Source organism: Streptomyces sp. NBC_01176, assembly GCF_045039825.1.
GTDB lineage: Bacteria > Actinomycetota > Actinomycetes > Streptomycetales > Streptomycetaceae > Streptomyces.
In genome coordinates this window covers 9,762,661-9,785,438 of record NZ_CP108600.1, presented here as the reverse complement: position 1 = coordinate 9,785,438, position 22,778 = coordinate 9,762,661, and the positions used below count along the sequence as shown (strand labels likewise).

Here is a 22,778-nt window from a genome sequence, read left to right as displayed (position 1 = left end):
CGTGGTCCGGAGCGAGCAGACCTCTGTCGATTTCTACGCGTACGGAGACTTGGCCGCTGGTTCCCCCACCACCGCGATCTCGGGGCCGCCTTCACTGAGTCCGTACCGCCCGTGGAACTTCCGCAGGAAGTGCGGCGCGTACCACGCCGAGCGGCCGAGCAGGCGCATCGCGGCGGGTACGAGGACGCCGCGCACGGCGACGGCGTCGATGAGGACGGCCAGTCCGCTGCCCAGTCCGAACATCTGCATGAAGCTGAGCTCGGCCGTCCCGAACGCGAAGAAGCTCACCGCGAGCAGGCAGGCCGCGGCGCTGACGATGCGCCCCGTGTGCCCGAGGCCGTTGGCCACGGCTGACTCGTTGTCCTCGCCCGACTCGTGGAGTTCCTTGATCCGGCTGGTGACGAACACCTCGTAGTCCATCGAGAGACCGAAGGCGATGCAGAACATCAGCACCGTCATCGACACCTCCATCGGCTGCGCGGTGAAGCCGAGCAGCGAGGAGAGGTGGCCGTCCTGGAAGATCCAGGTCATGACGCCCAGGGTCGCTCCCAGGCTGACCATGTTGAGGAGCAACGCGCGCAGCGGTTGCACGATGCTGCCGGTGAAAAGGAAGAGCAGGAGGAAGGTGGTGAGGACGACCAGGGTGACCGCGAGCGGGAGCCTGCCGGCGATGGAGTCCTTGGCGTCGACCAGGACGGCGTCGGTTCCCCCGACCAGGGGATGCGACCCGGCGGGCGGGGTGACCGCTCTCACCTCGTCGACCAGGCTCTGTGCCTCCGCCGACTTCGGCGGCAGGCCGCTCACCACGTTGATCTGCTGCGCGCCGGGGCGGCCGAGCGCGGCGCTGCCGGAGCCGGACGCCGTGGAGCGTCCGTCGGCGTAGGTGCCTGCGCTGGTCTCGACGTGAACGACGCCCTCGAGTCGGGACAGTGCGACCGCGTACGACTGCAGTGGGACCCCGCCCAGGGGCTTGTCGATGACGACGTGGAGGGAGGCGTCGTCGTTGCCCTTGAAGTTCCGCTGCAGTGCCGAGGCGACCTGGCGGCTGTGGGCGTCCTCGGGCAGCACGCGTTCGTCCGGTGTGCCGAAGGAGATCCCCAGCAGCGGGCTCGCCGCCAGCAGAAGTACCGCGAGCACGGGCAGCGCGGTGAGCGCCGGGCGCCGCATGACGGTGCGGGCCAGCCGTCCCCACAGCGGCACACGGACGTCCGGGCGGCGGGACTTCGCCCACGGCAGCCGCCCGCTGTTGACGCGGTGGCCCAGGACGACGAACAGGGCCGGCATGACGAACAGGGTGCTGACGGCCGCGATGGCGACGACACCGACCCCGGCATAGCCGAACGAGCGCAGGAAGTACTGCGGGAACACCAGGAGGGCGCCGAGCGCGGCGGCCACGGTCGCGGCGGAGAACGCGATCGTACGGCCCGCGGTGCTCACTGTGCGCCGGACGGCGTCGTCCACACCGGCCCCTGCCGCGAGCTGTTCCCGGAATCGGCTGACCATCAGCAGGGCGTAGTCGATGCCGAGGCCGAGGCCCAGTGCCGTGGTCAGGTTGACCGCGAAGACGGAGACATCGGTGACGCTGCCGAGGACGTAGAGCTCCGCGAACGTGCCCGTGATGGCGATGGTTCCGATCACCAGCGGCAGCAGAGCCGCCACCACGCTGCCGAAGACCACCAGGAGCAGCACGAGGGTGAGCGGTACGGCGATGGACTCGGCCAGTACGAGGTCCTCGCCCGACTGCTTCCCCATCTCGCTCGTGACGGCGGCGCCACCACCGGCTCGGACCGTGAGCGCGCCCTCGTGCGGTCCGGCGTAGGCGTCGATGACGCTCTTGGCGTTCTCGTCCCGCTCCGTGCCGTCGCCCTTCACGTGGGCGAGCACCAGGGCCTCGCGGCCGTCCTCGGATCGGAGATCGGCACTGGCCGTGTCCCAGTACGAGACCACGTTCCCCAGATTCCGCTCCTTCTTGAGGGCGGACACCAGAGCAAGGCCGCTCCGCTGGGCCGCCGGGGTGTCGACGCGGCCCTCGGATGCGCGGACCAGCAGGACCAGGTTCGTCTCCCCGCCGAACTTGTTGTCGATGACCTCCGCGGCACGGCTGGACGAGGAGGCCGGATCGTCGTAGCCGCCCCCCAGCAGCTTGCCGAAGGCCCCGGCGCCCGCGGCACCCATGAGGGCCACAGCCACGACAGCGACGACCAGTACCAGCCGGGACCGGCGGATCACCAGTTCGGCTATGCGTTCAAACACGCACGATCTCCTTTGCGTCCTTCGTGAAGACAAGGTCGAGCGACCGACGTCGAAGGGATGCCAACTCGGTTCCCCGCAACGCCTGTTCGTCGCGACAGGGACAGCTGTGATGGCGCACCTCGTCGCCGATACGACGCTAGTGAGACGGCGGAAGATTTGGCAGTGTCAGATTTTCTTCACAGTCCCCAACTTCGTGATGCGCGCGTCGAGTTGCCGTCGTACGGTCGCCGCATGCCCACTGACGAACACGCAGCCGCCCCGCTCTCCCTGCGCCAGCGGCGTCGGGCGGCGGCCGCCCGGGAGATCCTGGACGCGGCTGAGCGCCACATCACCGAAAACGGTCCCGCTGCCCTGTCCCTGCGCGCGATCGCCCGTAGCCTGGGTATGACCGTGCAGGCGCTCTACCACTACTTTCCGAGCCGCGACGACCTTGTCACGGCGCTCATCGCCAAGGCCTACGACGACTTGACCGACGCCGTGCAGGCCGCTGTCGACGCCACCACGGAGGACGCGGCGCAGGAGCGCGTGCTCGTCGCCGCCGAGGGGTACCGCCACTGGGCCATCGCCCATCCCGAGCGATTCCAACTCCTCTACGGAACCCCGCTGCGGTACTACACGGCTCCCGTCGAGGGCCCGACCACCCAGGCCGTGCGGCGGATGAGCGCGATCTTCGAGCGCGAGCTGTTCGACGGGTTCACCACCGCACAACTCGCCGCTGCCGACGCCCCCGGTCTCTCGGCTGCGCTCCTGACGTACCTGGACCAGTTGCCGCCGACCGGTCGGCGAGACCTGCCGCCCCCCGTGACCGCTCTGGTCCTGAGCGCGTGGGGGCACCTGCACGGCCTGGTCGTCCTCGAGGTGTTCGGGCACACCTCGTTCCTCGCCGACCACCAGGCCGAGATCTTCCGGATGGCGATGCGAAACCTGTTCCAGGACATCCACAGCCGGATTCCCCTCGCGGGACCAGAGACCGCCGCAGCGGATCCGCATCCGCAGGAACACACCTCTCCGGCCGGCCGATGACCTGCGTGGCGGAGGCTTGGGAGTCCCGAACGGTCCGTCAACTGGATGTACTCGTGCGGACGTTCCTACGTCCCCGGTCGGCCGCCGCGCCAGGGAGACGGCGTTCTCAGTCCAGCGCTGCCGCACGGTAGGGCCGGAAGAACGCCCGCAGTTCCTCCACGTACAGTTCGGGTTCCTCGAACGGCGCGAAGTGCCCGCCGCGCGCGGGTTCGTTCAGGTACACGACGTTCGCCGCCAGGCCCGCGGCGGGCGGACGATGTCGCCGCGGAACAGCGAGAACCCGGACGGCACCTCGACCCGGCGGGCAAGCTGCTGCGGCGGGACGGCGGAGTTCGCGTGATACATGCGCATCGACGAGCCGATGGTCCGCGTCAGCCAGTACAGCGTGACGTTCGTAAGGATCTCGTCCTTGGTGAAACTCCGTTCGATGTCGCCGTCGCAGTCGCTCCAGGCACGGAGCTTCTCGACGATCCATGCGGCGAGCCCGGCCGGTGAGTCGGTGAGCCCGACGGCGGCGGTCTGCGGCTTCGTACGGTGCATGGCACCGTAGGCACCCTCGCTCGCGCCCCAGGCCGCGACCTCGTCGAACCAGGCACGCTCCTCGGGGGCGAGATCGGCCGGATCACCGGTGAGGACGGGCAGGCCCCCGTCCATCCGGTGGACGGCCACGACCCGGTCGGGGTGGTCGAGCGCGAGATAGCGACTCACGTGGCTGCCGACGTCGCCGCCCGCCGCGCCGAACCGCGCGTATCCGAGAACGCCCATGAGCTCGGCCCACAGGCCGGCGACGGCGATGGAGTTCAGCGGCGGGCCGGTGGGCCGGTCGGAGTAGCCGTAGCCGGGCATGTCGGGCACGACCACGTCGAACGCGTCGGCCGGGTCGCCGCCGTGCGCGCCGGGATGGGTCAGGAGCGGGATCACCTTCGAGTAGCGCCAGAACGAGTCCGGCCAGCCGTGGCTGAGGACCAGCGGCAGGACGGGCCCGGTCGGCGCGACGGCCCGGGCGTGCACGAAATGAATCCCCAGGCCGCCGAGCCGGATGCGGAAGTGGGGCAGCAGTGCGAGCGCCGCCTCCTGCGCCGGCCAGTCGAACCCGTCCGCCCAGTAGGCGACGAGTTCACGGAGGTAGGCGACGTCGGTCCCGAGAGTCCACCCGGCGTCCTCGGGTGCGTCCGGCCAGCGTGTCGTACGCAGCCGTGTGCGGAGGTCCTCGAGCGCCGCGGGCTCGGTCTGCGGGGTGAGCGGCTCCAGGCGAGGCAGTGCGTCCGACATGGCCCGCATGCTAACGCTCCGGAGACGATCGCCGGATCGGGACCCGCGCGCGCCTGCCGAACGCGGCGTCCGACGGCGTCCCGCCGGGCGTCTACGTCGCCGCCGCCGGCCGCAGCAGCCCACTCCGCCGGCGCCGAGCCCCATGGATGGCATCCTGTCCCCCACCCCACCGATCCCGTCCGGACCTCCGACCCGGAAGACCTCGCGGCCCTGTACCGGTAGCTGCGCGCAGCGTTCGAGGACGCCAGGAACGCATCCGTCTCAGCCCTGCGGGCGGCCCTGGACCAGTGGGAGAGAGGCCGGAGGCCATGAGCCGACTGGTGCGGGAGACCACGTGCGATGGGAGCAACGCCCGTTGCGGACCTCGGTGGCGGGTGGTGACGAGGCGTTTGACAGCGAGCCCGGGCATCCGTGTCCTCGCGCCGCCCTCGATCAGCCGGAAGATCTCAAATTGAGGGTCCGCAGGCGACGTTGCGGGAAATAATGGCCGCCATGACGTACGAAGGCTCCTCCATCGACCCGACCAAGCCCAGCATCGCCCGCGTCTACGACTACCTGCTCGGCGGCAAGGACAACTACGCCGTGGACCGCGATATCGGCGACGTGTTCAAGCGCGACCTGCCCGGTTCGGTGGCCATCGCCTTCGCCAACCGCGCGGCCCTGACCCGGGCGGTCAGGGAGATCGCGAAGACCACCGGCATACGCCAGTTCATCGATCTGGGCAGTGGCCTGCCGACCGCGGACAACGTCCACCAGGTCGCGCAACGGCACGCCCCCGAGTCCCGGGTCGTCTACGTCGACATCGACCCCCAAGTGCTGGTCCACGGCCGCGCACTGCTGGAGAACAACGACCGGACCCGCGTCGTCGCGGTCGATGTGCGCAATCCCGAAGCCATCCTCACTCACCCCGACACCCTGGAAATCATCGATTTCACCCGTCCCGTCGCCGTCGTCCTCAGCGCCGTCCTCCACCACGTCAACGACGACGAGGATCCGGCGGGCATCGTCCGCTACTGGCGAGACCATGTCCCTTCCGGAAGTTACTTCTTCGTCAGCCACTTCCGTTCCGGCAACAACCCGGAGACCGCGGAGGCCGAGAAGGTCCTCCAGCAGACGTTCGGCCGCGGCCGGTGGCGCACCGACGCGGAGATCGCCTCCCTGCTGGACGGCCTGGAGATCCTCGACCCCGGGATCGTCCCCGCGTCCCTGTGGCGTCCCGACGAGAGCGACAACCCGTGGAACAGCGGCGACAGCCGAGAGCTCACGGTCTGGGAACACCTCATAGCCGCCGGACTGGCCCGGAAGCCCTGATAAGGCGGGCGTGGCTGGCGGACCTGTCTGAGCGTGTCGTCGTCCCTGTCCGGCGAGGGCGAGGTTGTGCCCTCGTGCCGGTCATCACTCCGGTCCGGGTGACCGACGTGCCGTCCAGGGCGTGGGCGGTGCCGAAGGCCGGCACCCGCGGCCCGTCCGGCGCCAGGATGACGTTCCCCGGCTTCCCATCGCGGTGTACCACCCGGCTGCGTGGGCTGCCGCCGGCGCGGCCGCGGCCCCGACCGCCGGCGCGTACAGCCTGGCCCCCGGACATCGGGCCGTGTGCGGCGATGTGCTCGCCGAGCGTGAGGCCGGGCACGTACGCGGCAGCCAACCCGGGAACAGCCCGCCTGGGTCCGTAGCGAGCAGCGGCACCAGACAGGGCCCCGTGGCCTGTCGTGACACCTCGACTTCCCGCTTGAATCGGGCTCGGAACTCTTCGTCGCCGGCCTGCGCAGGATGAACACGCTTGGACGACAACGCGCCCATCGGCCGGCCAGACGGCCGACCGGACCAGCCTGCCGCACCGCTCGGGGGAAGATGGGGAGGGAATGACGGAACGCTAGGTCAGGAGCTTCCATGGCGAAGCAGGTTCACCAACCGCGTGAGGACGCGGAGTTCGACTTCATCCTCAAGATGAGCGCAGTACCGGTCCTCGCATACTTCACCGGCACCTGGCCCAAGGCAATCGAACCCTGCCGGGCGATGGACCTCGTCGTGGGCGGGATCGCCGACGAGTACACGGGCCGCCTGACCGCCGTCCGCACCGACATCACACGCTGTCCGTCCGCGACCAAGCGATACGGGATCACCGGAGCCCCCTCCTACATCCTGCTGAAGGACGGGGAGGCGGTGGCGCACGGCACCGGCCCCATGACCGTCGCCGAGGTACGGCAGTTCCTGGACAGCCACCTCTGAGCGGCCGCCGTGGCGTGTGTGGAAGCGATCAACGCTGTACACGCGGCGGAGTCCGGTTTGGTCGTGGTCGATGTGGCTGGTCGCCGAGCCCGAGGACGCTCTGCCGGACGGTCGTGCCGGCCGTACGTCATCTGAGTTCGACCGAGTAGGTGCTGCCGGAGAATTCCCAGCCGTCGGTGCCTTCGCCGATGTCGGCGACGATGACGTCGTCGATGAAGCGGTCCTCGAAGTCGTCGTCGCGCAGGTCGCCGGCCAGCCAGAGGGCCTCGATGTCGTTCCAGTCGCCGCGGCTCGCGTCGATGCGCAGGGGGGCCGCGCGGCGGGTGCCGCGTTCGCGTTCGTCGGCGCCGGTCCTGACGAGGCCGCTGATCTCGAACTGCCCGTCCTTGACGGTGTCGGGGATCGGGTCGGCGGGGACGATCGCGACGTTTTCGTACGCGGTGTGGATGAGGTCCCGGTAGCTGAGGCGCACGTTGTGCTCGGGATCCGACAGCCACTTGAACAGGGTGTCCGGCCGGACGTCGAGGCCGGCGGTCTCCATGGCCTCGTAGCCGCGGCGGGTGCCGGTGAGCTGGCTGAGCTGGGCGTGCCAGTGCTTGGCGCTGTAGGAGGACAGGCGGTGGCGGGGGGTGACCTGGGCGCGCAGGAGGTCGTTCAGGGCGGCGCCGAGGGAGTTTCCGTGTCCTGTGGGTCCGGCCATCAGTCGTCACCTTCGGGGATGAACTCGCCGGGCTGGATGAACTTGGCCTTCACCTGACCGAAGCCGGTCCCGATCCGGTACGTGCCGGGCGGGGTCTCGTCGGGGGTCCAGAAGATGGCGGCGTCGACGTTGCGCAGAGCGACGAGGGTGTGTCCTTCCTGGACGGCCTTGAAGGCATTGAGCCAGTGCCGGACGGATGCTTCGGCGACCATGCTCATGCGCCAGTCCGGCCGCCAGAACGGCGACCGCGACTCGGGCCGCTTGGGCCACAGCAGGCGCAGTGCGATCGACAGACGGGTCTTGTAGTTCTTGTACGGTTCGCCGCCGGCCTGGATGAGCTCGGTGCGGGCTTCGCGGGCCGCGGTGTAGAACGGTTTGAACAGCGACTCGTTCGCCTTGCCCGTCCAGGAGTCGTGGATGGTCAAGGGAGCGGTGAGGTGGCCTTCGCGGTGCAGGCGCTCCAACTGCTTGATGTGCGGGGTGGTCACCCATACCCGGCCCTGGTCGTCGGGCCGGTCGATGAGCCGACCGAGCGGGTGCGGCATGCCCGGGAAGTTCCACTCCGGGATGTCGATCTGGTAGATCCCGGCCTGGCCTCTGTCGAACGCGTCGAGGGGGCCGGTGTGCAGGAGCTTGTTCGGGGCGAGGGGGACGGCCGAGCAGGCGGAGGGAAAGGAGCCGTTGCGGTCGATCAGGCACAGCACGCCGTCCCCGAACGATGGGGGCACGTCGAGCTGGTCGCGCCGGACGCGCTTGCCGTTGTCGCGGGTGTGGGCGACGCGGGTGCTGGTGACGTCGGGGTGGACCCAGCGGGGCTCGCCGTCCATGTCCTCACTGATCAGCGGCCACGGACCGTCCTCCCGGTCCTCGATGCGGATGACCGGGACCGGGTGCATCTTCGAGCGCGTCACCGAGTCCTTGAGGATCCGCAACGCCGGGAAGACCGCTCCCTGGGGCTCGTCCTCCTCGTCGCCCGGGACCAGGCCGTCATCGTCGTCCCGCCGGACCTCGTCGTCCGCGTCCGCGACGGCGCCACTGCCGGCGGCAGGCCGGGCGGGTTCCGGGGCAGCAGGGCGCGCGACGGAGTCGGTCGGTGCGGGTGGGGGCGCGTTGTGGGCGTGCAGCGCGGCGGCGAGGCGCCGCCCTTCGTCGGTACCGGGGAGCCGGAGCCCGGCGGCGGCCAGGGCCCGCAGCGGGACGCGGAGTTCGTCGAGGTCCTTGATGTTGCCGGCGGCGAGCGCGGTGCGCAGCGCGGCCAGCAGATGCGTTGCCTCGGCGGGCAGACCTTGCAAGGCGCCGGAGGTGAAGGGCAGGGCGGCCGCCGCCAGTTCATGGTCGGTGTCACTGCCCACGATGTCGCGGACGGCGCTGTCACCGGCGGCCGCTGTGGTGGCGTGGGCTGTGGCGGTGGTGTCGAGGAATCGGGCGTGCGCGAGGTCGGGGCGCAGGCGGGCGCTGCCGATGACGCCCAGATCCCGTTCGGCGACGGTCACGTTCGTCTCCCCGTCGGGGTGCGCGGTGAGGGTGAGGATGACGTCGGCGTCGAGCAGGTTCACGATGGCCGGGTCGTCGGTGTCCACGACCGCGAGAACCGGGATGTGCTGGGTGCGGGCCAGTTCCCGCAGGACCTGGCTGGCGGCCGGGAGGTGTTCTCCGGACATCGGCAGGCGGGGGTTACGGGCTCGCTGCAGTCGGTCGACGACGACGAGCGCCAACTCCCCGGCCACGGGGACGGTCTCGGCGATGGCCTCGGCGGTCAGGTCGCTGCCGTCGTCGATGAGCAGCGGCGCGTTGCGGAGTCGCTGGACGACTTCCTGTTCGTGCGGGGTGAGGGTGCCGGTCTTGAGGCGGGCGTAGTCGCCACCGGCTTCCGCGGCGATGATGCGGCGGGTGATGTCCGCGCGGTTGGGGCCCGATGCCGCGTACAGGACACGGTGGTTGAGGGCGAGCGCGGTGTGCCGGGCCGCTGCGAGGCCGATGAGGCTTCCGCCGACCTGCGGTGGGGCGGCGACCAGGACCAGGCGTCCGGGGTGCAGGCCGCCGGTGGCCGCGTCCAGGGCCGCCAGGCCGAAGGAGAGACCCCGCGCGGAGCCCGGGGTGATGACGTCGCCGAGGGCGTCGCCGAGCGTGGCGAGCCGGCGTCCGGCATCACGGCTGGGGGTGGGCTGGCTGGTCACCGCGCCTCCTGCGGTTGCCGCAGCGTGCGCGGCCGTGTCGGATGGGGTGCTGCTGATCGGTCCGTCTGCGGGTAGCAGCACCGCGACGGGTGTGCTGTTCCTGCGGAGTACCTGGGGCTGGCCGCCGGCTGCCCGGCCGATCAGGGTGCCGAAGTCCTTCTGCGCCGCACTCAGGACCCAGGAAGGAAAGGCGCCGGCCTTCCGCGCGGCCGGGAACCGGTCGAGCGGGGCAAGGAGAACACGGGCTTCCTGCTTCGAACCACGGTGGATCAGGGTGGTGACCCCGTCGTCGTTGGCGCGTTTGACCAAGGCGTACAGGTCCCTGCGGGCGTCACTCGCGTTCATCGCAGACTCTGCTTGTGGTGGCTGACTCACTCACCCTCCCGGCACTCAACTCCCCCACAGGGTACCAAGAGTCACACATTGAATTAAACAAAGTCACACCCTTGTTGGTGCGATTTCACTGAAGTGGAAGGTGTACGGGCGTTGACCCCTGCGGCCTGCGGGTGTGCAGACCGCGGCCTTTGTCGCGAGCCGTGTCACGCGACGTCCCGCGGCCCGATCGCCAGCGACGGTCATCGGGTCGTGCAGCTGAGATACGGCCTCGTCATGGCCCGAAGCAAGGGAGCCGAGGACGCCACGACGAACAGGCCGAACAGCGTGATCGGCAGCAGCCCGACCGGACGCAGCAGCCCCATTTCACCCAGGTTGGTTGTCCACTCGGCGGCCGCCAATGGCTGTTCCCGGCGCCCCGGACGAAACCCGACGGCGCGTCGCAGTCCAAAGTGTCACCCCGCGCCCGTTCGAACGGATCGGAGCCCAGCGCCCGCTGTCCTGTCGCTTACTGCTGATGGGCAACTGGTTGCGCGCCAGTGAGTCCAGTCCACTGTTCCAGCGCCTCCGCGTGGCTGCCGACCGCCGTCGCCCGGGCAACCGTCGCACCTTCCTCCGGCGTCGGCTCACCATTGCGGGAGAGCAGAGCCAGTGGCCAGGCCGGGGTTCCCGAATGCTCACCGTCGAAGGGGTGCCAGTCCCAGGCCGCGTCGAACCGCCAGACACGCCCGTTCCGGTCGGCTACCTCATCGCCTGGTTCAAGGAATGCGTACGGGCGGAAAAGCAACTTGATGCGGATCGGTTCGCCGCCAGCGGGATCGAGCGCGTAAGCCTGGTCCTCAAGCTCGGGGTCATACGTGTCACCCCGCCGCAGGAGGTCGAGATAGGCCGCTGGCCGCGGCAGCATGCCGGTGACCTGGGGCGGATCGAAGTGATGGACCGCCTGGACGTGTACCACGGTCGCTGGGATCCCTACGAGGCATGTGTCACCCACCCCAACTACGCTCTCCGCCGGTTGCGTTCGAAAGATCTCCCACTCGCCGGCCTCAGGCGTTGGAAGCGCCCGCTGGCCGTTCCACCTGATGTTCTTGGCCTGCGGGTCCACCTCCAACCACGGCCACCGTACGGAAACGTAGTAGCGGGAGACTTCGGTGACCGTGGCCTCGGTGAACGGGCACTCCAGCATCAGCACATCACCTGCCCGGTAGTCGTCAACCATGGACGCATTCTGCATGCCCCGCTGGTACGTGACCGAACGGTGTACCCGGGGCATTGGAATGACGCTCCCCGCCAGCTGGCGCCGGCGCATGGAGTGCGTCCCGCCGCGAGGCGTGCGCCAACGATCTCGACGCGAACCGGTCGCTGGTCGCGGTCACCGCGAAGACGCTGGGGTACGCGCGGGTTCCTTCAAGGTCCCGGCCGACGTGTCAGTGGCGGCCTTGCCCGCGAACCTGGTGACACAGCAACGGCGGCGCCAAGCCCGGATCACGGTGCACGGCAAGGAGAGCTTCTGCCTCGACACGCTGTCCGAGTACCAGTCCGCGCGCGACGCCGCAGGTCTGGCACCCGTGACGCTGGACGGGGTCATCAGGCCGGTGATCGAGGTCTGCGAGTTCTACGGCACCGTGCCGTGGCAGCTGGCCTCCCGCAAGGTCGACCGGTACTTCGCCGGACCGGGCAAGCGGGCCCAGTCGACCTTGCGCGGCTAGATCAACAAGCTCGACGCGTACTTCGCGTCCTGGAACAGCGCTACGCCGGCGAGATCACGCGCGCTTCGGCGCCTCCGTCAAGTCGCCGATCAACCCCTGGAAGGGACGCAGGCGGAGGAGAGTGCCGGCGTGGCCGCCAACCCCATGCACGAGCTCGTCAGGCGTCGGCGAGGAGGGGGTCGTACGGAGAGCCTGTGCGGCGGCCCGCCATGAAGGAGAGGAAGTCGCCCACGAAGGCGCTTTGGCCGTAAGCGCCGTCAGTGGTGGTGAGGTCGCGGTGGAAGGCGGTGCGGAACAGGGTTCGGTATTCGTCCGCGTCGATGCTCCCGTTGCCGTCCTTGTCGGTGGCGTCGAAGAGGACCTCGGCAACGCGGATGAGCGCGGGTCCGGCGAGGGAGGGGACGGCGGTGGCGTACTCCTCGGCGCTGACGCGGCCGTCGCCGTCCGTGTCGAGGGCGGCCTGGAGCTCGCGCCACCAGGCGGCGAAGGCGTCGTAGAGCCGGGTCTCCTCGGGTTCGTCCAGGTCGAGGCGGGTGGAGAGTTCGCGTGCCATGGCTGCGAGGTCAGGCCAGTCGAGGTGGCCGTCGCCCGTCTGGTCCAGCACTCGGCGGAAGAAGTCCTCCGCGGAGCGTCGGTTCTCTTCTGTGCCTGCCGAAGGGGCCGGGTCGGGGTTGGGGTTGGTGTAGCCGCCCAGTGGTGTGAGGAGGCGGAGCAGGGCCGATGCCCGCTTCATGCGGGTGCGCAGGGCGGTTACGGTGCGGGCGCGGGGGTCGTCACTGTCGGGTGAGAGTGAGAGGGCTTCGATGATGCTTTCGGCGTTGATCCAGCCTTCGGGCAGGAATCGGGTGAGCCCGGCTGCGAGGTAGGCGCCCTGCATGAGGGTTGGGGCGCCGGGCATCTCGGGCAGGCCGGCCCGGCGACGGTAGGGCTCGGGGAGCGAGGCGACGGTGATCGCGCCGAGGAGCGGACCGGCGACGGCGCGGCCGGCCGCCCACAGTGTCGGCGCGCCGTCGAGCAGCGCAGGGGCGGGCAGGTGGTCGAAGAGCCGGTAGAGGATGACGCGGGCCGCCTCGGTGTTCTCCAGCTCGTTTTCGACGACCCGGTCGAAGTATCGCCAGAAGTCGTTCAGGTCCTCGGGGAGTTCCGCGGCGTCGCCGTCGAGCGCGGCGAGGAACGCGCGGTACTCGGCGTACATCCGCTCCATCGTGTCCTGGTCGAGCGGCTGACCGCTCAGCCGGAACATGGTGACGGCGCTCTCGAAGAGGGTGGCGACCACCCAGGCGCGGGTCGCGCGGTCCATCGCGTCGTAGGCGCGGCCGCGGGAGTCGGAGCCGCTCACGCGGGCGTGCAGCCGGTTGAGTCGGGCGGCCTCCCGTTCGCGCACCGCGAGGTCGGTGCTGAACATGCGCCGCATGCTGACGAAGGTGTTGCGCAGTCGGCGCCAGGGATGGGCGACGAAGGTGGAGTTGTCGACGAGGGCGGCGCCGATCTGCGGGTGAGCCGCCTCCAGTACGGTGGCGCGGATCACGGCCAAGGCCCAGCGCGGGTCGTCGAAGAAGCCGCTGAACTGCGATTTCGGGCCGAACAGGGAGGCGTCGTCGGCCGTTCCCGTGGTTTCGGTGGTCATGATGGGTCTCCGTTCGTCCGGGCGGGCACGCCGCCGAAGCGGCGGTCGCGGTGCCGGTAGGTGTGCAGGCAGGCGAGGAAGTCGGGAGCCCGGAAGTCCGGCCAGAGCGCCTCGGGGAAGATCCACTCGGCGTAGGCGACCTGCCAGAGCATGAAGTTGGAGATGCGCTGCTCACCGGAGGTGCGGATGACCAGATCCACATCGGGGGTGTCGGGGAAAGGCAGGTGGTCCGCGAAGAGCCGCTCGGTCACCTCGTCGGCGGGCGTCCCGCTGCGGATCAGCGACCTTGCGGCCTCGACGATGTCCCGGCGGCCGCCGTGGTCGAAGGCGACGGTCAGCGTCATCCCCCGGTTGTCGGCGGTCAGCGCCGCCAAGTCGTCGAAGTCCTGGGCCAGTTCACGGGGGATGCGCGGGTCGCTGACCCCGAGGAAACGGCAGCGGATGCCGCGCGCGAGCAGCAGCGGCGCATGCTTGCGCACAACCCGGCGCACCAGACGCATCAGGAATTCGACCTCGGTGCCAGGGCGGTTCCAGTTCTCGGTGGAGAAGGCGTACAGACTGAGCCACTCCACGCCGGCGGTCCGGGCCGCCTCGATGACATCGATGACGGCGGTCTCCGCGGACCGGTGACCCGCCGTACGAGGAAGTGAACGCCGCTGCGCCCAACGCCCGTTGCCGTCCATCACGCAGGCCACGTGCCGCGGCCCCGCACGCGCCACCTCGTCGTCCTGCCGCTGCCCGCCGGGTCCGCCACCGCGCCGTCGCCCGCCCGGCCGGTCCTCCGTCACCGCGCGTGCGCGCGGCACGCCATGGTCCGTCACTCCCGGCCCCCCCGTCCGGAGCGGCACGACCGGCCGCACCGCGCTCGGTCACGCCCACCCTGCCCCGCCGCTCCCGCCTCGCCCACGCCCCACTGGCGCGTTCCCTCCCGGGAGTCTGACAGCGCGAAAGGGCTCCGCCCGGCCGAACGAGTGGGCGTCACCTTTGACTCGTACGATCGAATCCGTTGTCCGAGTGCTAGAGCGGCGAACTCACGCACACGTCCTTTCAAAGCTCCAATCGATACGCGGGCTGGAGCATGACCGCATCCGAGAATCCGCGAACTCCGCGCGCTCCCGACCGGTCCAAGGCCGATCAGGACCCGCCGATCGGTTGCCGCCACTCGCGGATGCCCGCTGCGCCTACACCGCGGACTGGGTGGCGACGAAGCTCCCGCTGGCAGCTGACCGTCGATGACCGGGAACACGCCGCTCTGCTGGTCTGGCCAGTGAGTGCGCGCAGCAGCCGGTGGAGTACGAACCGGCGCACCAGCTCGGCGTCATGGGCCGCGTAGCCGGGTCGCGCGACGGCGTGCCGGGTGGTTCCCGCGGCGATTTCGACGACAGCCATCCCGTGGGGAACGACGGTCTACGGCTGACCGGCGCTGGTGCGCCCTGTCGGTCCTGGCCCGGCGGCCGCCATGAGCGGGCCGATCCTCGCGGCGAGCGGCGCGGCGAGTTTCTGGGTCAGCGTGGTACGTCCGTCGGGGGGCAAGGGCTTCGTTCTCTCCAACGGGCAGCACGACAAGTATCCGAACGAGGACACCGTGCCGCTTGAGGAGGCGTTCAGGATCCTCAGCCACATCTTGAGTGTGGGTTCCTGGCCTCCTGATACGTCATGGATTGATCATCTAGGTCTCAAGGCGGCGTGGGAAACGTGGAAGAACCACCGCGACGGTGAAGACGCGGACGAGGTAGAGGCGAAGGAGGGCGGCCGCAGCTCCTTGGAGGTCGCCGCAGTCACCTCCGCCAACGGCGGTGACGACATCGGTGTCTACGTCCCGGTGATTGCCGCCCTTCGGCTGCGTAGTCGGTGTGCTGCGGCAGGGGGTGGTCGGCGATGGTTTTGGATCCACGTCGCTGGTCGGAACTACGTTGATTTCGAGGGCTGTTGGAGTCCGGGGCAATGAGCCTGCCGGAGATCGCCCGAGCTACCGGCTCAAGAGCCGTCTCCAGACCAGCGAGCGCGAGAACCAAGTGGCCCAACAGCCGGGGACGTTCGCCCACCCACAGCTGGGGAGAGAACCTCGTACGCCCACAGCCGGGGCGCCGCACCTGCTCCGCGCTCTGCTCATCCTGACGAACCTCGCACTCGGCCGCTGACAGACGATCAAGACCGAAGGCAGCCGCCCACGACCAGCAAGTAGCACCCGCGTACCCCGCATCACCAGCAGCCGCACCAGCAGCCGCACCTACGAAAACCAAGAGGGTGGATCTTCAGTGACCATCCGACTGGACCTCGGTCAGTCGATGCCTTCGACGATGCGGAAGTCGCGCTCGACGCCGTCGGAGAGGGCGACCAGCGCCTCCTGGTAGGCCGCACTCTCGTGCGCCGCGACGGCCTGCTCGAAGCTGTCGAACTCGATCAGGACGGTGCGCTCGGCGATTCCGGCGTCATGCGCCACGACCCGACCGCCACGGACGAGGATCCGACCGCCCCGGCCTTGACGGCCGGACCGGCCAGCTTGTTGTAAGCAGCCAGCTTCTCAGGATCTGAAATGGTGCGGTACGCGCTGACCCAGTAACCCTTGGGCATGGAACCTCCAGTGTTCGGATGAGTGCATCTGACTTACGGGGTGGTCTCGGACGAGCGTCGGCGGGCGAGAGCGAGGCTTGTCAGCGTCGTGATCGCCATGGCGCCGATGCCGGCCAGCGCCGCGGTGGTGTAGGCGCTGTCGTCGGGGAAGAGGTGGCCGGGGCGAGTGCCCGCGGCGAGGATCAGGCCGCCGATGGCACTGCCCAGGGAGTACCCGACGCTGCGGACGACGTAGTTGAAGCTCATGGCGCTCGACGTCTGGCTCCTGGGGGTGACGGCCAGGATGACGCCGGGCATCGCGGCCGAGAAGCCGCCGACGCCGAAGCCGAGCACGCCCATCGCCGCGAACAGTTCGACCAGGTCCGACCTCGCCGCCGCGAACAGGGCGAACCCGCCGCCGACCACGACGGCGCTGCCGGCCAGGAGCAAGGGGTCGGCGATCCGCGTCCGGACCCGCGGCGTGAGCTTGCCGGCGACGAACCCCAGCACCGAGAACGGGATGAGGACCAGCCCGGCGACGAAGGTCGTCAGCCCGAAGCCGTAGCCGGCGCCGTGCGGCGTCTGCGCGTACCGGGTGATGAGCGTGAGCAGGAGGTACATGCCGATCCCGCCGACGAACATGGCGAGGTTCGCCCCGGCGACCGCCGGGTGCCGCACCGCCCGCACATCGACCAGGGGCGTCGTGCTGCGCAGCTCGATGACGGCCCAGACGCAGAGCAGCACCACCGCGACGACGGCGAGGCCTGCCGCCACGGCGAGGTGCCGGCTCCACAGATTCCGTTCGCCGGCGAGGAACAGCACCAGGAGCAGCGCAGCGGCCAGGACGAACCCGCCTGCCACGTCCACGTGGGCGGAGCGGCCTTCGGGGGCTTCGGGCATGGAGCGCCACGCGGCCAGGAGGGCGACGGCGGTGACGACCAGGCCGAGGCCGTAGGCGGCCCGTACCCCGCCGAGCTCGGCGAGCAGTGCGGCCAGCGGGTAGCCGACGCCGGCCCCGATGATCGAGACCACCGAGATCAGGGCGATCACAGCCGCGCTGCGCTCCTCGGGAAGGTGGTCCCGGGCCACGCCCATCATCAGTGCCGTCAGCCCGAGCCCGACGCCCTGGGCCGCCCTGCCGGCCAGCAGCCACGCGAACGGCAGCGGCAGCACGGTGAGCGCGCTGCCGGCGACGACGACCGCCAGCGTGGCGAGGATCGTGGCCCGCCGGTGCGGGCCGGCTCCGAGCCGGCCCAGGACCGGCGTGGCGACGGCGCCGCTGAGCAGCGCGACGGTCAGCGTCCACTGCGCGCTGCCGAGCGAGACGTGGAACGAGGTCGCCACGCTGGTGATGAGCGGCGTACCAAGGCTGGCGACCGCCGCCACGACCAGAGCGATGAACATCAGGGCGGGGACCAGCAGCCGCGCCTCGGAACGCGCCACCGGGAACGCCTTCCCCGCGACCCCGCCGACCGGCTGCCCGGTCACTGCTTCGGCCCTTCGCGGTCCTGGCTTTCGAGCTCTGCCAGATGCTTCAACGCCGGAAGGGCCGCCACCAGCGCCTCGACCTCGTCGCCGGTGAGCTCGCCGGTCAAGCGCTCGAACGCCTGGACGCCCGCCTGGCGCCGCGTCCGGACATAGGAGGCGCCGGCCTCGGTCAGGCACACCAGCGTGACCCGCTTGTCGGACGCGTCGCCCCGCCGCTCGACCAGGCCGGACTCCTCCATCACCCGGACCAGGGTGGTCATCGCGGGCTGGGTGACGCCCTCGACCGCGGCCAGATCGGTGATGCGCCGCGGGCCGGTCCGGTCCAGGGTGGCCAGGGTGGCGGCGGACGTCAGGCTCATGTCCCGGGGCAGACGTCTCGCGGCCCTGGTGGCCAGGCCGTAGAGGGCTGCCCCGATGGCGGCGGACGCGCCAGGAGCGGCGTCTTGACGACTCATGCCCGAAGCATAGCATTTTTATATTCATAGCTTATGTAAATGGCGGCCAGCCCGTGCAGCTTCGCCCGCAGCGGCCCCAGCTTGCCCCTCGACCGGCAGTCCGAACACCTCGCCGACGGCCCGGACCGTGACCGGCCCGGCCGCCTCCCGCACGATGGCCACCAGCCGCTGACAGTCCTGCGGCAGCACGTCGGGATCGATACCGGCGGCGCGGGCCGGGATCAGCAGCACCGACCGGCCGCCCGCCTGGACCTCCGGCGCGGGCGGCACGAGCGAGGTAGTCCCCGAAGCCCTGCTCGCTGATCCGCTGCACGACCCGCCCGGCCACCACCAGCTCATCACGCTCGACCCGCACATCGACCAGCTGCTTGACCAGCCCCTCTTCCAGCAGGTGCGGCTCGTGGTCCCGCGATCGGCGTCGGGGTATCCGTAGGGCTCGTGCAACCAGGTACACACGTTTGAGTCCGCCCAGGTCAGCGGTGCCCTATGGATCGGCGGGGAGGCGTCCGACGGCGTCTTCGAGGTCGGCGTGGGTGGGCGGGGTTGGCCGCGTCGTCGGTCAACGGCGCACCCCATAGCGCAGGTGAAGCACCCGGTCGGCCTGAATCACCACGTCAGGATCCTCCAACAGGTGCTGCGCGTGGACCGACCCGAAGTAGCGCTTGCCAGACCCGAACACGACGGGTACGACGTCCATGCGCACCTCGTCGATCAGGCCCGCGGCAAGCACCTGACCACCGACGTCGCCGGCGGCGACCTCGACCACGCGGTCGCCCGCAAGCTCCCGCGCCTTGGCCACGGCTGCATCGACGCCGTCGACGAAGTGAAACGGCGCCTCGGGGGCCCAGCCGTCGGGCATCGGCCGGTGCGACACGACGACGACGTGGTCGATCCCGCCCGGAGGCTTCCCGTCCCAGCCGTCCGTCAGGTCGAAGACGTGGCGGCCGACGATCGTGACTCCGATCTGGTCCCAGTACGGCCGGGTGTGGTCGTAGGACGTCTGCGACACCTTCAGCTCGCCGCTCTCGTCCAACGGGACGTCACCGCTGGACAACCAGTCGAACAGCGGTCCGGGCTGGTCATTCTCGTCCGCGACGAAGCCGTCCACCGACACCGAGCCGTACATGACCACCTTGCCCACGGGGCTCTCCTCTGCTTTGGGTGCCCCAAATTAGCGTGTCGTGAGGGTCGCTCCTGTAAGGACCAAGTCGACGACGACCTCCCGTGACGGCGCCCTCTGAGACCTCGACCGCACAACGGTCCGCACGCGGGCTCAAACGCGCTCCCCGGTCCGCGGGTACGAGGTGATCCAGCCGCGGCGCACGTCCCAGGTGCCGCCGTCGGCGCTGGCGCCGCGCAGGCCGTGGAGGGCGGCGGGGCCGGTGAGCGCGGTGAGGCGCGAGTCGCTGAGGGTGGCGAAGGCGAACGCGCGGGCCGGGTCGAAGTCGGTGGAGTGGCGCAGGCGCCGTGCGAGCTGTGCGAAGCCGAGGACGCCGGCGGCGATGACCCAGGCGTCGGGTCCCCCGGCGGTCAGCCGGGTGGCCGGGCGCAGCCACGAAGCTGCGGTCTCAGGCCAGTTCACCACCGCGAGCACCTGTCCCCCGCGCGCCTGCCACGCGGAGGCGAAGGCCTCGGCCGCCGCAGAGGAGGGGCCGTCGCGGCTGTGACCGATGGCGACCGTCCGGGGCTGCGGTTTCATCGCCAGGAGCCCGAGGAGGGCTTCGAGTTCGGCTTCGGTGTGCGGCTGGGGCGCGGGCAGGTCGCGCGCGTAGGTGGTGACGTCGTCGGCGCTGGCCAGCGGCGACAAGGGGTTCTCCGACGGGTCGGCGGGTGGGCTCATGGCATGGTGCCTTCTCTGTTCGCTTTCCAGCGGGCGTACTCGGCGGGCATGCACACGGCGCACGGCCGGTACCCGGCCTTCGACGCGGCGTCCTCGTCGGCGAAGAACACCCGGTGCTCGGTATAGCGGCCGCAGGCGACGGCCCGTAGCGCGGCCCTGCAGTCCAGGCGCCCGTACAGGCGGCTCCGCCGGTTCCCGGCGAGCGTGCCCGGCGTCGGGCTCCGGTAGGGCCGCCCGTCCGGGCCGATCAGGGTGTAGGTCCGCGGTGATCCGCCTCGGGCGTGGCCGCCTGTGGTCATGCCGCGTCGTGGAAGACGAGGCCGAGGGTGTGCCGGCTGCCGGAGCGGACGGTGCTCACACCGTGCCGCATCGGCCCGTTGGACCAGCCCCGCTTCGTGGCCACCGGGCGGTCACGTGTGGTGAAGACGAGGCCGTGTCCCTGCGGGAGGGTCGTCGCCGAGCCGCGGGACTGGGCGCGGGGCCGCTGCTCGGTCATCAGGAACTCGCCGCCGGTGAAGTCGGTGCCGGGCGCGTCGAGTCCGACGACGACCTGGAGCGGGAAGACCATCTCCCCGAACACGTCGCGGTGCAGGGCGTTCCAGTCGCCTGGGCCGTAACGCAGCAGAATCTGCGCGGACTTTGCCTGGCCGGCCTCGTGGCACATCGCGAGCCACTTCTCCAGGCTGTCGGGCCAGGGCGCCGGCTTGCCGAGTTTCGCGGCCCAGTCCCTGGCCACGGGCAGCAGCCGGGGGTAGAACGCCTGGCGGAGCTCCGCGATGATGTCGGGCAGGTCGTGGGTGAAGTAGCGGTACTCGCCGGAGCCGAAACGGTGGCGGGCCATGTCGACGGTGGTGCGGAACCGGGGGGCCTCGTCGTACAGGTCGGCGATCCGCCGACACTCGGCCGCGGTGAGGATCTGCCCGGTCAGGGCGTTCCCGTGCTCGTTCAGCTCGTCGGCCAGGGCGGTCCAGTCAGCCTCTGCGACCCGGTGCGCGACCGGCGCCGTGAGCAGGGTGGTCTCGGTCATGGTGGAGTCCTTGGATCGGTGGTGGTGCTGCTCCGGCCCGGAACGGAGTCGGCCGGGGCGACGGCGTCTCAGGCGGCCCGGTGCACGCGCTCGGCGTCCAGGAGCTGCCGCTTGCGCTCCAGTCCTCCGGCGTAGCCGGTGAGCGCGCCGTCGGCGCCGACCACGCGGTGGCAGGGTCGTACCACCAGCAGCGGGTTCGCGCCGATGGCCGCACCGACGGCCTGCACGGCCTTCCTGGGGGCGCCCACCTCGTCGGCGATGCGGCCGTAGGTGGTCGTGGCCCCGTAGGGGACGGCGTCCACGGACCTCCATACCCGCTGCTGGAAGTCCGAGCCGCTCGCCACGTACTCGAGGTCGAAGCGTGCCAGGCTTCCCTCGAAGTAGGAGCGCAGCTGGGCGGCGATCTCGGCGAACGCCTCCGGCTCATGGGTCCAGCCCTCCTTGATGGTGGCTGCTCCCCTCTGCCCGGGCACCGACAACGAGACGAGTGCGGTGCCGCCCTTTGCCGTGGCGGACTCCTCTCCCACCAGCAGCAGTTCGCCCAGAGGGCTGTCGATCTTCGTGTAGGCAGTCATCGGTCCGGTGTCCTTTCGAAGCGTCGCCCTTCGGTGTTCCGCCCTCTACTTTGCAGCGTCGCCGCGGTCGTGTCCGGCGGGATTCGGACACTGCTTTCGTGCGGGACTTCCGGTGGCCGCGGGGCGGGCTGTGCCCGGTCTGCTACTTCTGGAACGCGGCAGCCGACCGGCGCCTGGAACCCGCGACCCGAGCCGACGACACGCCCGCCGACCAGCGTGCCCACCGCCCGAGGCGGTGCACTGTAGGACTGGCCGAAGCGACGGCCGAGCTGCCGGAGCCAGGACACCCCCGACCCGGAAAGGTAGTGCCGCCATGACGAGGGAAGTCATCCGCGTCGAGCCCCTCTCGTCGTACCTCGAACGGTGGAAGGCTCCGACCTCCGCCGTCACGAGGCACGGCGACACGCTGTACGTCTCGGGGTTCCCGCCCTTCGACCCGCAGACCGGCGAGATCGCCGCCGGGGCCACGGTGGAACGCCAGACGGAACTCGTGATGGAACAGCTGAAGCTCTGCCTGGAGACCGCCGGTTCCTCCCTGGACAACGTGCTCAAGTGCCACGTGTACTGCACGTCGGTCGAGGACTTCGCGACGGTCAACTCCGTGTACGCCCGCTACTTCACCGGTCCGCCGCCGGCCCGCATCCTCACCGCCGTGCCCGCCTGGCCGGGACCCTTCGACGTCGAGGTCGACTGCGTCGCCGCCTGCTGAAGGCCGCCCGGGACTGCGGGGCGCCCCGACACCCCGCGCCCTCTCGACGGAACGGCCTGACGCACAGGCCCTGTTGGAAAGGAGCCGCACACGATGTTCTCCGTACTCTTCGAGGTCCGCCCCGGCTCCGGCCGGTGGGACGACTACCTCGGCTACGCCAAGATGCTCAAGCCCGAACTCGGGGGAATCGACGGCTTCGTCGACAACATCCGCTACGGCAGCCTCACCCGCAACGGCTGGATCCTGTCCCTGTCGAACTGGGACAACGAGAAGGCGCTCGTGCGCTGGCGGACCCGGGCCCGCCACCACGGCGTGCAGGAGGCGGGCCGCGCCGGAGTCCTGTCCGACTACCACCTGCGGGTCGGGCAACTGACCGCGGACTCGGGCCTGTCCCCGGGGCAGACTCTGCCAGAGCAGCGACTCGACGAGACCGAGACCGGCGAGGGGACCACAGTGCTCATGGTCAGCGCCGAACTCCCCTCCGGGGAACGCGAGGACGCCGACCCACGCGGCCTCGCCGAGCGGCTCGGCCTGGTGCGCGACGCCCCCGGGCTCCTGGGATGGGACGTCTTCGACGCCGTCCTCACGCCGGGCGACGTCATCCTCGTCTCCACCTGGCGGGACCACGACGCGGCAGAGGCCTACCAGCAGACGGCCCCCATCCCGGACGGCGCCCGCAGCCGACGTGTCCGGGTGGTCCGCGACTACAGCATGCGCGACCGGGATGAGGCACCGCAGTACTACCCCGACGTCGAGTAGCCGTCACCGCACCGGCCGCCGCGACCCCGCCGGCCCCCGCCGCCCCACG

Annotated in this window: 21 protein-coding genes and 3 pseudogenes; 8 read left to right on the top strand and 16 right to left on the bottom strand. The window is 70.4% G+C overall.

Features of this window, described 5'->3' with window-relative positions:
- Positions 1-33: 33 nt before the first annotated feature.
- Positions 34-2,253 carry an MMPL family transporter gene (locus tag OG199_RS42635; RefSeq protein ID WP_356807956.1) on the bottom strand — a complete coding sequence of 740 codons (2,220 nt, stop codon included), beginning with the start codon at positions 2,251-2,253 and terminating at the stop codon, positions 34-36.
- A 231-nt stretch (positions 2,254-2,484) separates the two neighbouring features.
- On the opposite strand from OG199_RS42635, the gene OG199_RS42630 reads away from it, so the two are divergent.
- A complete protein-coding gene (locus tag OG199_RS42630) occupies positions 2,485-3,276 on the top strand; it encodes a TetR/AcrR family transcriptional regulator (protein WP_405834353.1) in 792 nt (263 codons plus the stop codon).
- A 106-nt stretch (positions 3,277-3,382) separates the two neighbouring features.
- Here the strand turns inward: OG199_RS42630 and OG199_RS42625 are convergent.
- Positions 3,383-4,548: pseudogene (locus tag OG199_RS42625) on the bottom strand (epoxide hydrolase family protein).
- Positions 4,549-5,031: 483 nt separating this feature from the next.
- Here OG199_RS42625 and OG199_RS42620 point away from each other — a divergent pair.
- Both OG199_RS42620 and OG199_RS42615 read left to right on the top strand, forming a co-directional pair.
- The gene (locus OG199_RS42620; RefSeq protein WP_405834351.1) at positions 5,032-5,859 is read left to right on the top strand and encodes an SAM-dependent methyltransferase; all 828 of its coding nucleotides are present in this window, start codon (positions 5,032-5,034) and stop codon (positions 5,857-5,859) included.
- 579 nt (positions 5,860-6,438) lie between these two features.
- Entirely contained in the window at positions 6,439-6,777 is a 339-nt protein-coding gene (locus OG199_RS42615; protein WP_401808075.1) for a thioredoxin family protein, read from the top strand.
- A 127-nt stretch (positions 6,778-6,904) separates the two neighbouring features.
- On the opposite strand, the gene OG199_RS42610 is transcribed toward OG199_RS42615, so the two are convergent.
- The 3 genes from OG199_RS42610 to OG199_RS42600 form a co-directional block, all read right to left on the bottom strand.
- The gene (locus tag OG199_RS42610) at positions 6,905-7,477 is read right to left on the bottom strand and encodes a hypothetical protein (protein ID WP_405834349.1); all 573 of its coding nucleotides are present in this window, start codon (positions 7,475-7,477) and stop codon (positions 6,905-6,907) included.
- Positions 7,477-9,999, bottom strand: coding sequence for a DnaB-like helicase C-terminal domain-containing protein (locus OG199_RS42605; protein ID WP_405834347.1), 2,523 nt, complete (start codon positions 9,997-9,999; stop codon positions 7,477-7,479). Before OG199_RS42605 ends, OG199_RS42610 begins: the two co-directional genes overlap by 1 nt.
- 496 nt (positions 10,000-10,495) lie before the next feature.
- Positions 10,496-11,206: a hypothetical protein gene (locus OG199_RS42600; RefSeq protein WP_405834345.1), complete on the bottom strand. Its 711-nt coding sequence runs from the start codon at positions 11,204-11,206 to the stop codon at positions 10,496-10,498.
- Positions 11,207-11,280: 74 nt separating this feature from the next.
- Here OG199_RS42600 and OG199_RS42595 point away from each other — a divergent pair.
- Both OG199_RS42595 and OG199_RS42590 read left to right on the top strand, forming a co-directional pair.
- Positions 11,281-11,373 (top strand): annotated as a pseudogene (locus tag OG199_RS42595) (HNH endonuclease); the annotation flags it as partial.
- A gap of 38 nt (positions 11,374-11,411) precedes the next feature.
- A complete protein-coding gene (locus OG199_RS42590) occupies positions 11,412-11,696 on the top strand; it encodes a hypothetical protein (RefSeq protein ID WP_405834343.1) in 285 nt (94 codons plus the stop codon).
- Between the two features lie 157 nt (positions 11,697-11,853).
- Here OG199_RS42590 and OG199_RS42585 read toward each other — a convergent pair whose 3' ends face one another.
- Positions 11,854-13,323, bottom strand: coding sequence for an oxygenase MpaB family protein (locus OG199_RS42585; RefSeq protein WP_405834341.1), 1,470 nt, complete (start codon positions 13,321-13,323; stop codon positions 11,854-11,856).
- Positions 13,320-14,006: a polyprenyl diphosphate synthase gene (gene uppS, locus OG199_RS42580; protein WP_405834850.1), complete on the bottom strand. Its 687-nt coding sequence runs from the start codon at positions 14,004-14,006 to the stop codon at positions 13,320-13,322. The genes OG199_RS42585 and uppS overlap by 4 nt, the downstream gene beginning before the upstream one ends.
- Positions 14,007-14,782: 776 nt before the next feature.
- On the opposite strand from uppS, the gene OG199_RS42575 reads away from it, so the two are divergent.
- The gene (locus OG199_RS42575) at positions 14,783-15,271 is read left to right on the top strand and encodes a hypothetical protein (RefSeq protein WP_405834339.1); all 489 of its coding nucleotides are present in this window, start codon (positions 14,783-14,785) and stop codon (positions 15,269-15,271) included.
- Between the two features lie 333 nt (positions 15,272-15,604).
- Here OG199_RS42575 and OG199_RS42570 read toward each other — a convergent pair.
- The 9 genes and pseudogenes from OG199_RS42570 to OG199_RS42530 form a co-directional block, all read right to left on the bottom strand.
- Positions 15,605-15,897 (bottom strand): annotated as a pseudogene (locus tag OG199_RS42570) (DUF1330 domain-containing protein).
- Between the two features lie 33 nt (positions 15,898-15,930).
- The gene (locus OG199_RS42565) at positions 15,931-17,364 is read right to left on the bottom strand and encodes an MFS transporter (protein WP_405834337.1); all 1,434 of its coding nucleotides are present in this window, start codon (positions 17,362-17,364) and stop codon (positions 15,931-15,933) included.
- Entirely contained in the window at positions 17,361-17,723 is a 363-nt protein-coding gene (locus OG199_RS42560; protein WP_356798038.1) for a MarR family transcriptional regulator, read from the bottom strand. Before OG199_RS42560 ends, OG199_RS42565 begins: the two co-directional genes overlap by 4 nt.
- 120 nt (positions 17,724-17,843) lie before the next feature.
- The gene (locus OG199_RS42555; RefSeq protein ID WP_405834336.1) at positions 17,844-18,089 is read right to left on the bottom strand and encodes a hypothetical protein; all 246 of its coding nucleotides are present in this window, start codon (positions 18,087-18,089) and stop codon (positions 17,844-17,846) included.
- A 289-nt stretch (positions 18,090-18,378) separates the two neighbouring features.
- Positions 18,379-18,960 carry a dihydrofolate reductase family protein gene (locus OG199_RS42550; RefSeq protein ID WP_405834334.1) on the bottom strand — a complete coding sequence of 194 codons (582 nt, stop codon included), beginning with the start codon at positions 18,958-18,960 and terminating at the stop codon, positions 18,379-18,381.
- Positions 18,961-19,092: 132 nt separating this feature from the next.
- Positions 19,093-19,659, bottom strand: coding sequence for a hypothetical protein (locus tag OG199_RS42545; RefSeq protein ID WP_405834332.1), 567 nt, complete (start codon positions 19,657-19,659; stop codon positions 19,093-19,095).
- Positions 19,656-19,958: an Ada metal-binding domain-containing protein gene (locus OG199_RS42540; protein ID WP_405834330.1), complete on the bottom strand. Its 303-nt coding sequence runs from the start codon at positions 19,956-19,958 to the stop codon at positions 19,656-19,658. The genes OG199_RS42545 and OG199_RS42540 overlap by 4 nt, the downstream gene beginning before the upstream one ends.
- Positions 19,955-20,686 carry a 2OG-Fe(II) oxygenase gene (locus OG199_RS42535; RefSeq protein WP_405834328.1) on the bottom strand — a complete coding sequence of 244 codons (732 nt, stop codon included), beginning with the start codon at positions 20,684-20,686 and terminating at the stop codon, positions 19,955-19,957. Before OG199_RS42535 ends, OG199_RS42540 begins: the two co-directional genes overlap by 4 nt.
- A gap of 68 nt (positions 20,687-20,754) precedes the next feature.
- Positions 20,755-21,261: a methylated-DNA--[protein]-cysteine S-methyltransferase gene (locus tag OG199_RS42530; RefSeq protein ID WP_405834326.1), complete on the bottom strand. Its 507-nt coding sequence runs from the start codon at positions 21,259-21,261 to the stop codon at positions 20,755-20,757.
- Between the two features lie 313 nt (positions 21,262-21,574).
- Here OG199_RS42530 and OG199_RS42525 point away from each other — a divergent pair, with 313 nt between their 5' ends.
- Both OG199_RS42525 and OG199_RS42520 read left to right on the top strand, forming a co-directional pair.
- The gene (locus OG199_RS42525; RefSeq protein ID WP_356798022.1) at positions 21,575-21,970 is read left to right on the top strand and encodes a Rid family hydrolase; all 396 of its coding nucleotides are present in this window, start codon (positions 21,575-21,577) and stop codon (positions 21,968-21,970) included.
- 93 nt (positions 21,971-22,063) lie between these two features.
- Complete coding sequence (locus OG199_RS42520) at positions 22,064-22,729, top strand: antibiotic biosynthesis monooxygenase (protein WP_405834324.1); 666 nt, start codon at positions 22,064-22,066, stop codon at positions 22,727-22,729.
- Positions 22,730-22,778 lie beyond the last annotated feature (49 nt).

Bases quoted from the DNA above. Each gene is read 5' to 3' on its own strand.
- OG199_RS42575 (WP_405834339.1), top strand. From the start codon at position 14,783: ATGAGCGGGCCGATCCTCGCGGCGAGCGGCGCGGCGAGTTTCTGGGTC.
- OG199_RS42615 (WP_401808075.1), top strand. From the start codon at position 6,439: ATGGCGAAGCAGGTTCACCAACCGCGTGAGGACGCGGAGTTCGACTTC.
- OG199_RS42535 (WP_405834328.1), bottom strand. From the start codon at position 20,686: ATGACCGAGACCACCCTGCTCACGGCGCCGGTCGCGCACCGGGTCGCA.
- OG199_RS42620 (WP_405834351.1), top strand. From the start codon at position 5,032: ATGGCCGCCATGACGTACGAAGGCTCCTCCATCGACCCGACCAAGCCC.
- OG199_RS42530 (WP_405834326.1), bottom strand. From the start codon at position 21,261: ATGACTGCCTACACGAAGATCGACAGCCCTCTGGGCGAACTGCTGCTG.
- OG199_RS42520 (WP_405834324.1), top strand. From the start codon at position 22,064: ATGTTCTCCGTACTCTTCGAGGTCCGCCCCGGCTCCGGCCGGTGGGAC.
- OG199_RS42585 (WP_405834341.1), bottom strand. From the start codon at position 13,323: ATGACCACCGAAACCACGGGAACGGCCGACGACGCCTCCCTGTTCGGC.
- OG199_RS42545 (WP_405834332.1), bottom strand. From the start codon at position 19,659: ATGAGCCCACCCGCCGACCCGTCGGAGAACCCCTTGTCGCCGCTGGCC.
- OG199_RS42600 (WP_405834345.1), bottom strand. From the start codon at position 11,206: ATGGTTGACGACTACCGGGCAGGTGATGTGCTGATGCTGGAGTGCCCG.
- uppS (WP_405834850.1), bottom strand. From the start codon at position 14,006: ATGGACGGCAACGGGCGTTGGGCGCAGCGGCGTTCACTTCCTCGTACG.
- OG199_RS42605 (WP_405834347.1), bottom strand. From the start codon at position 9,999: ATGAACGCGAGTGACGCCCGCAGGGACCTGTACGCCTTGGTCAAACGC.
- OG199_RS42610 (WP_405834349.1), bottom strand. From the start codon at position 7,477: ATGGCCGGACCCACAGGACACGGAAACTCCCTCGGCGCCGCCCTGAAC.
- OG199_RS42630 (WP_405834353.1), top strand. From the start codon at position 2,485: ATGCCCACTGACGAACACGCAGCCGCCCCGCTCTCCCTGCGCCAGCGG.
- OG199_RS42560 (WP_356798038.1), bottom strand. From the start codon at position 17,723: ATGAGCCTGACGTCCGCCGCCACCCTGGCCACCCTGGACCGGACCGGC.
- OG199_RS42540 (WP_405834330.1), bottom strand. From the start codon at position 19,958: ATGACCACAGGCGGCCACGCCCGAGGCGGATCACCGCGGACCTACACC.
- OG199_RS42525 (WP_356798022.1), top strand. From the start codon at position 21,575: ATGACGAGGGAAGTCATCCGCGTCGAGCCCCTCTCGTCGTACCTCGAA.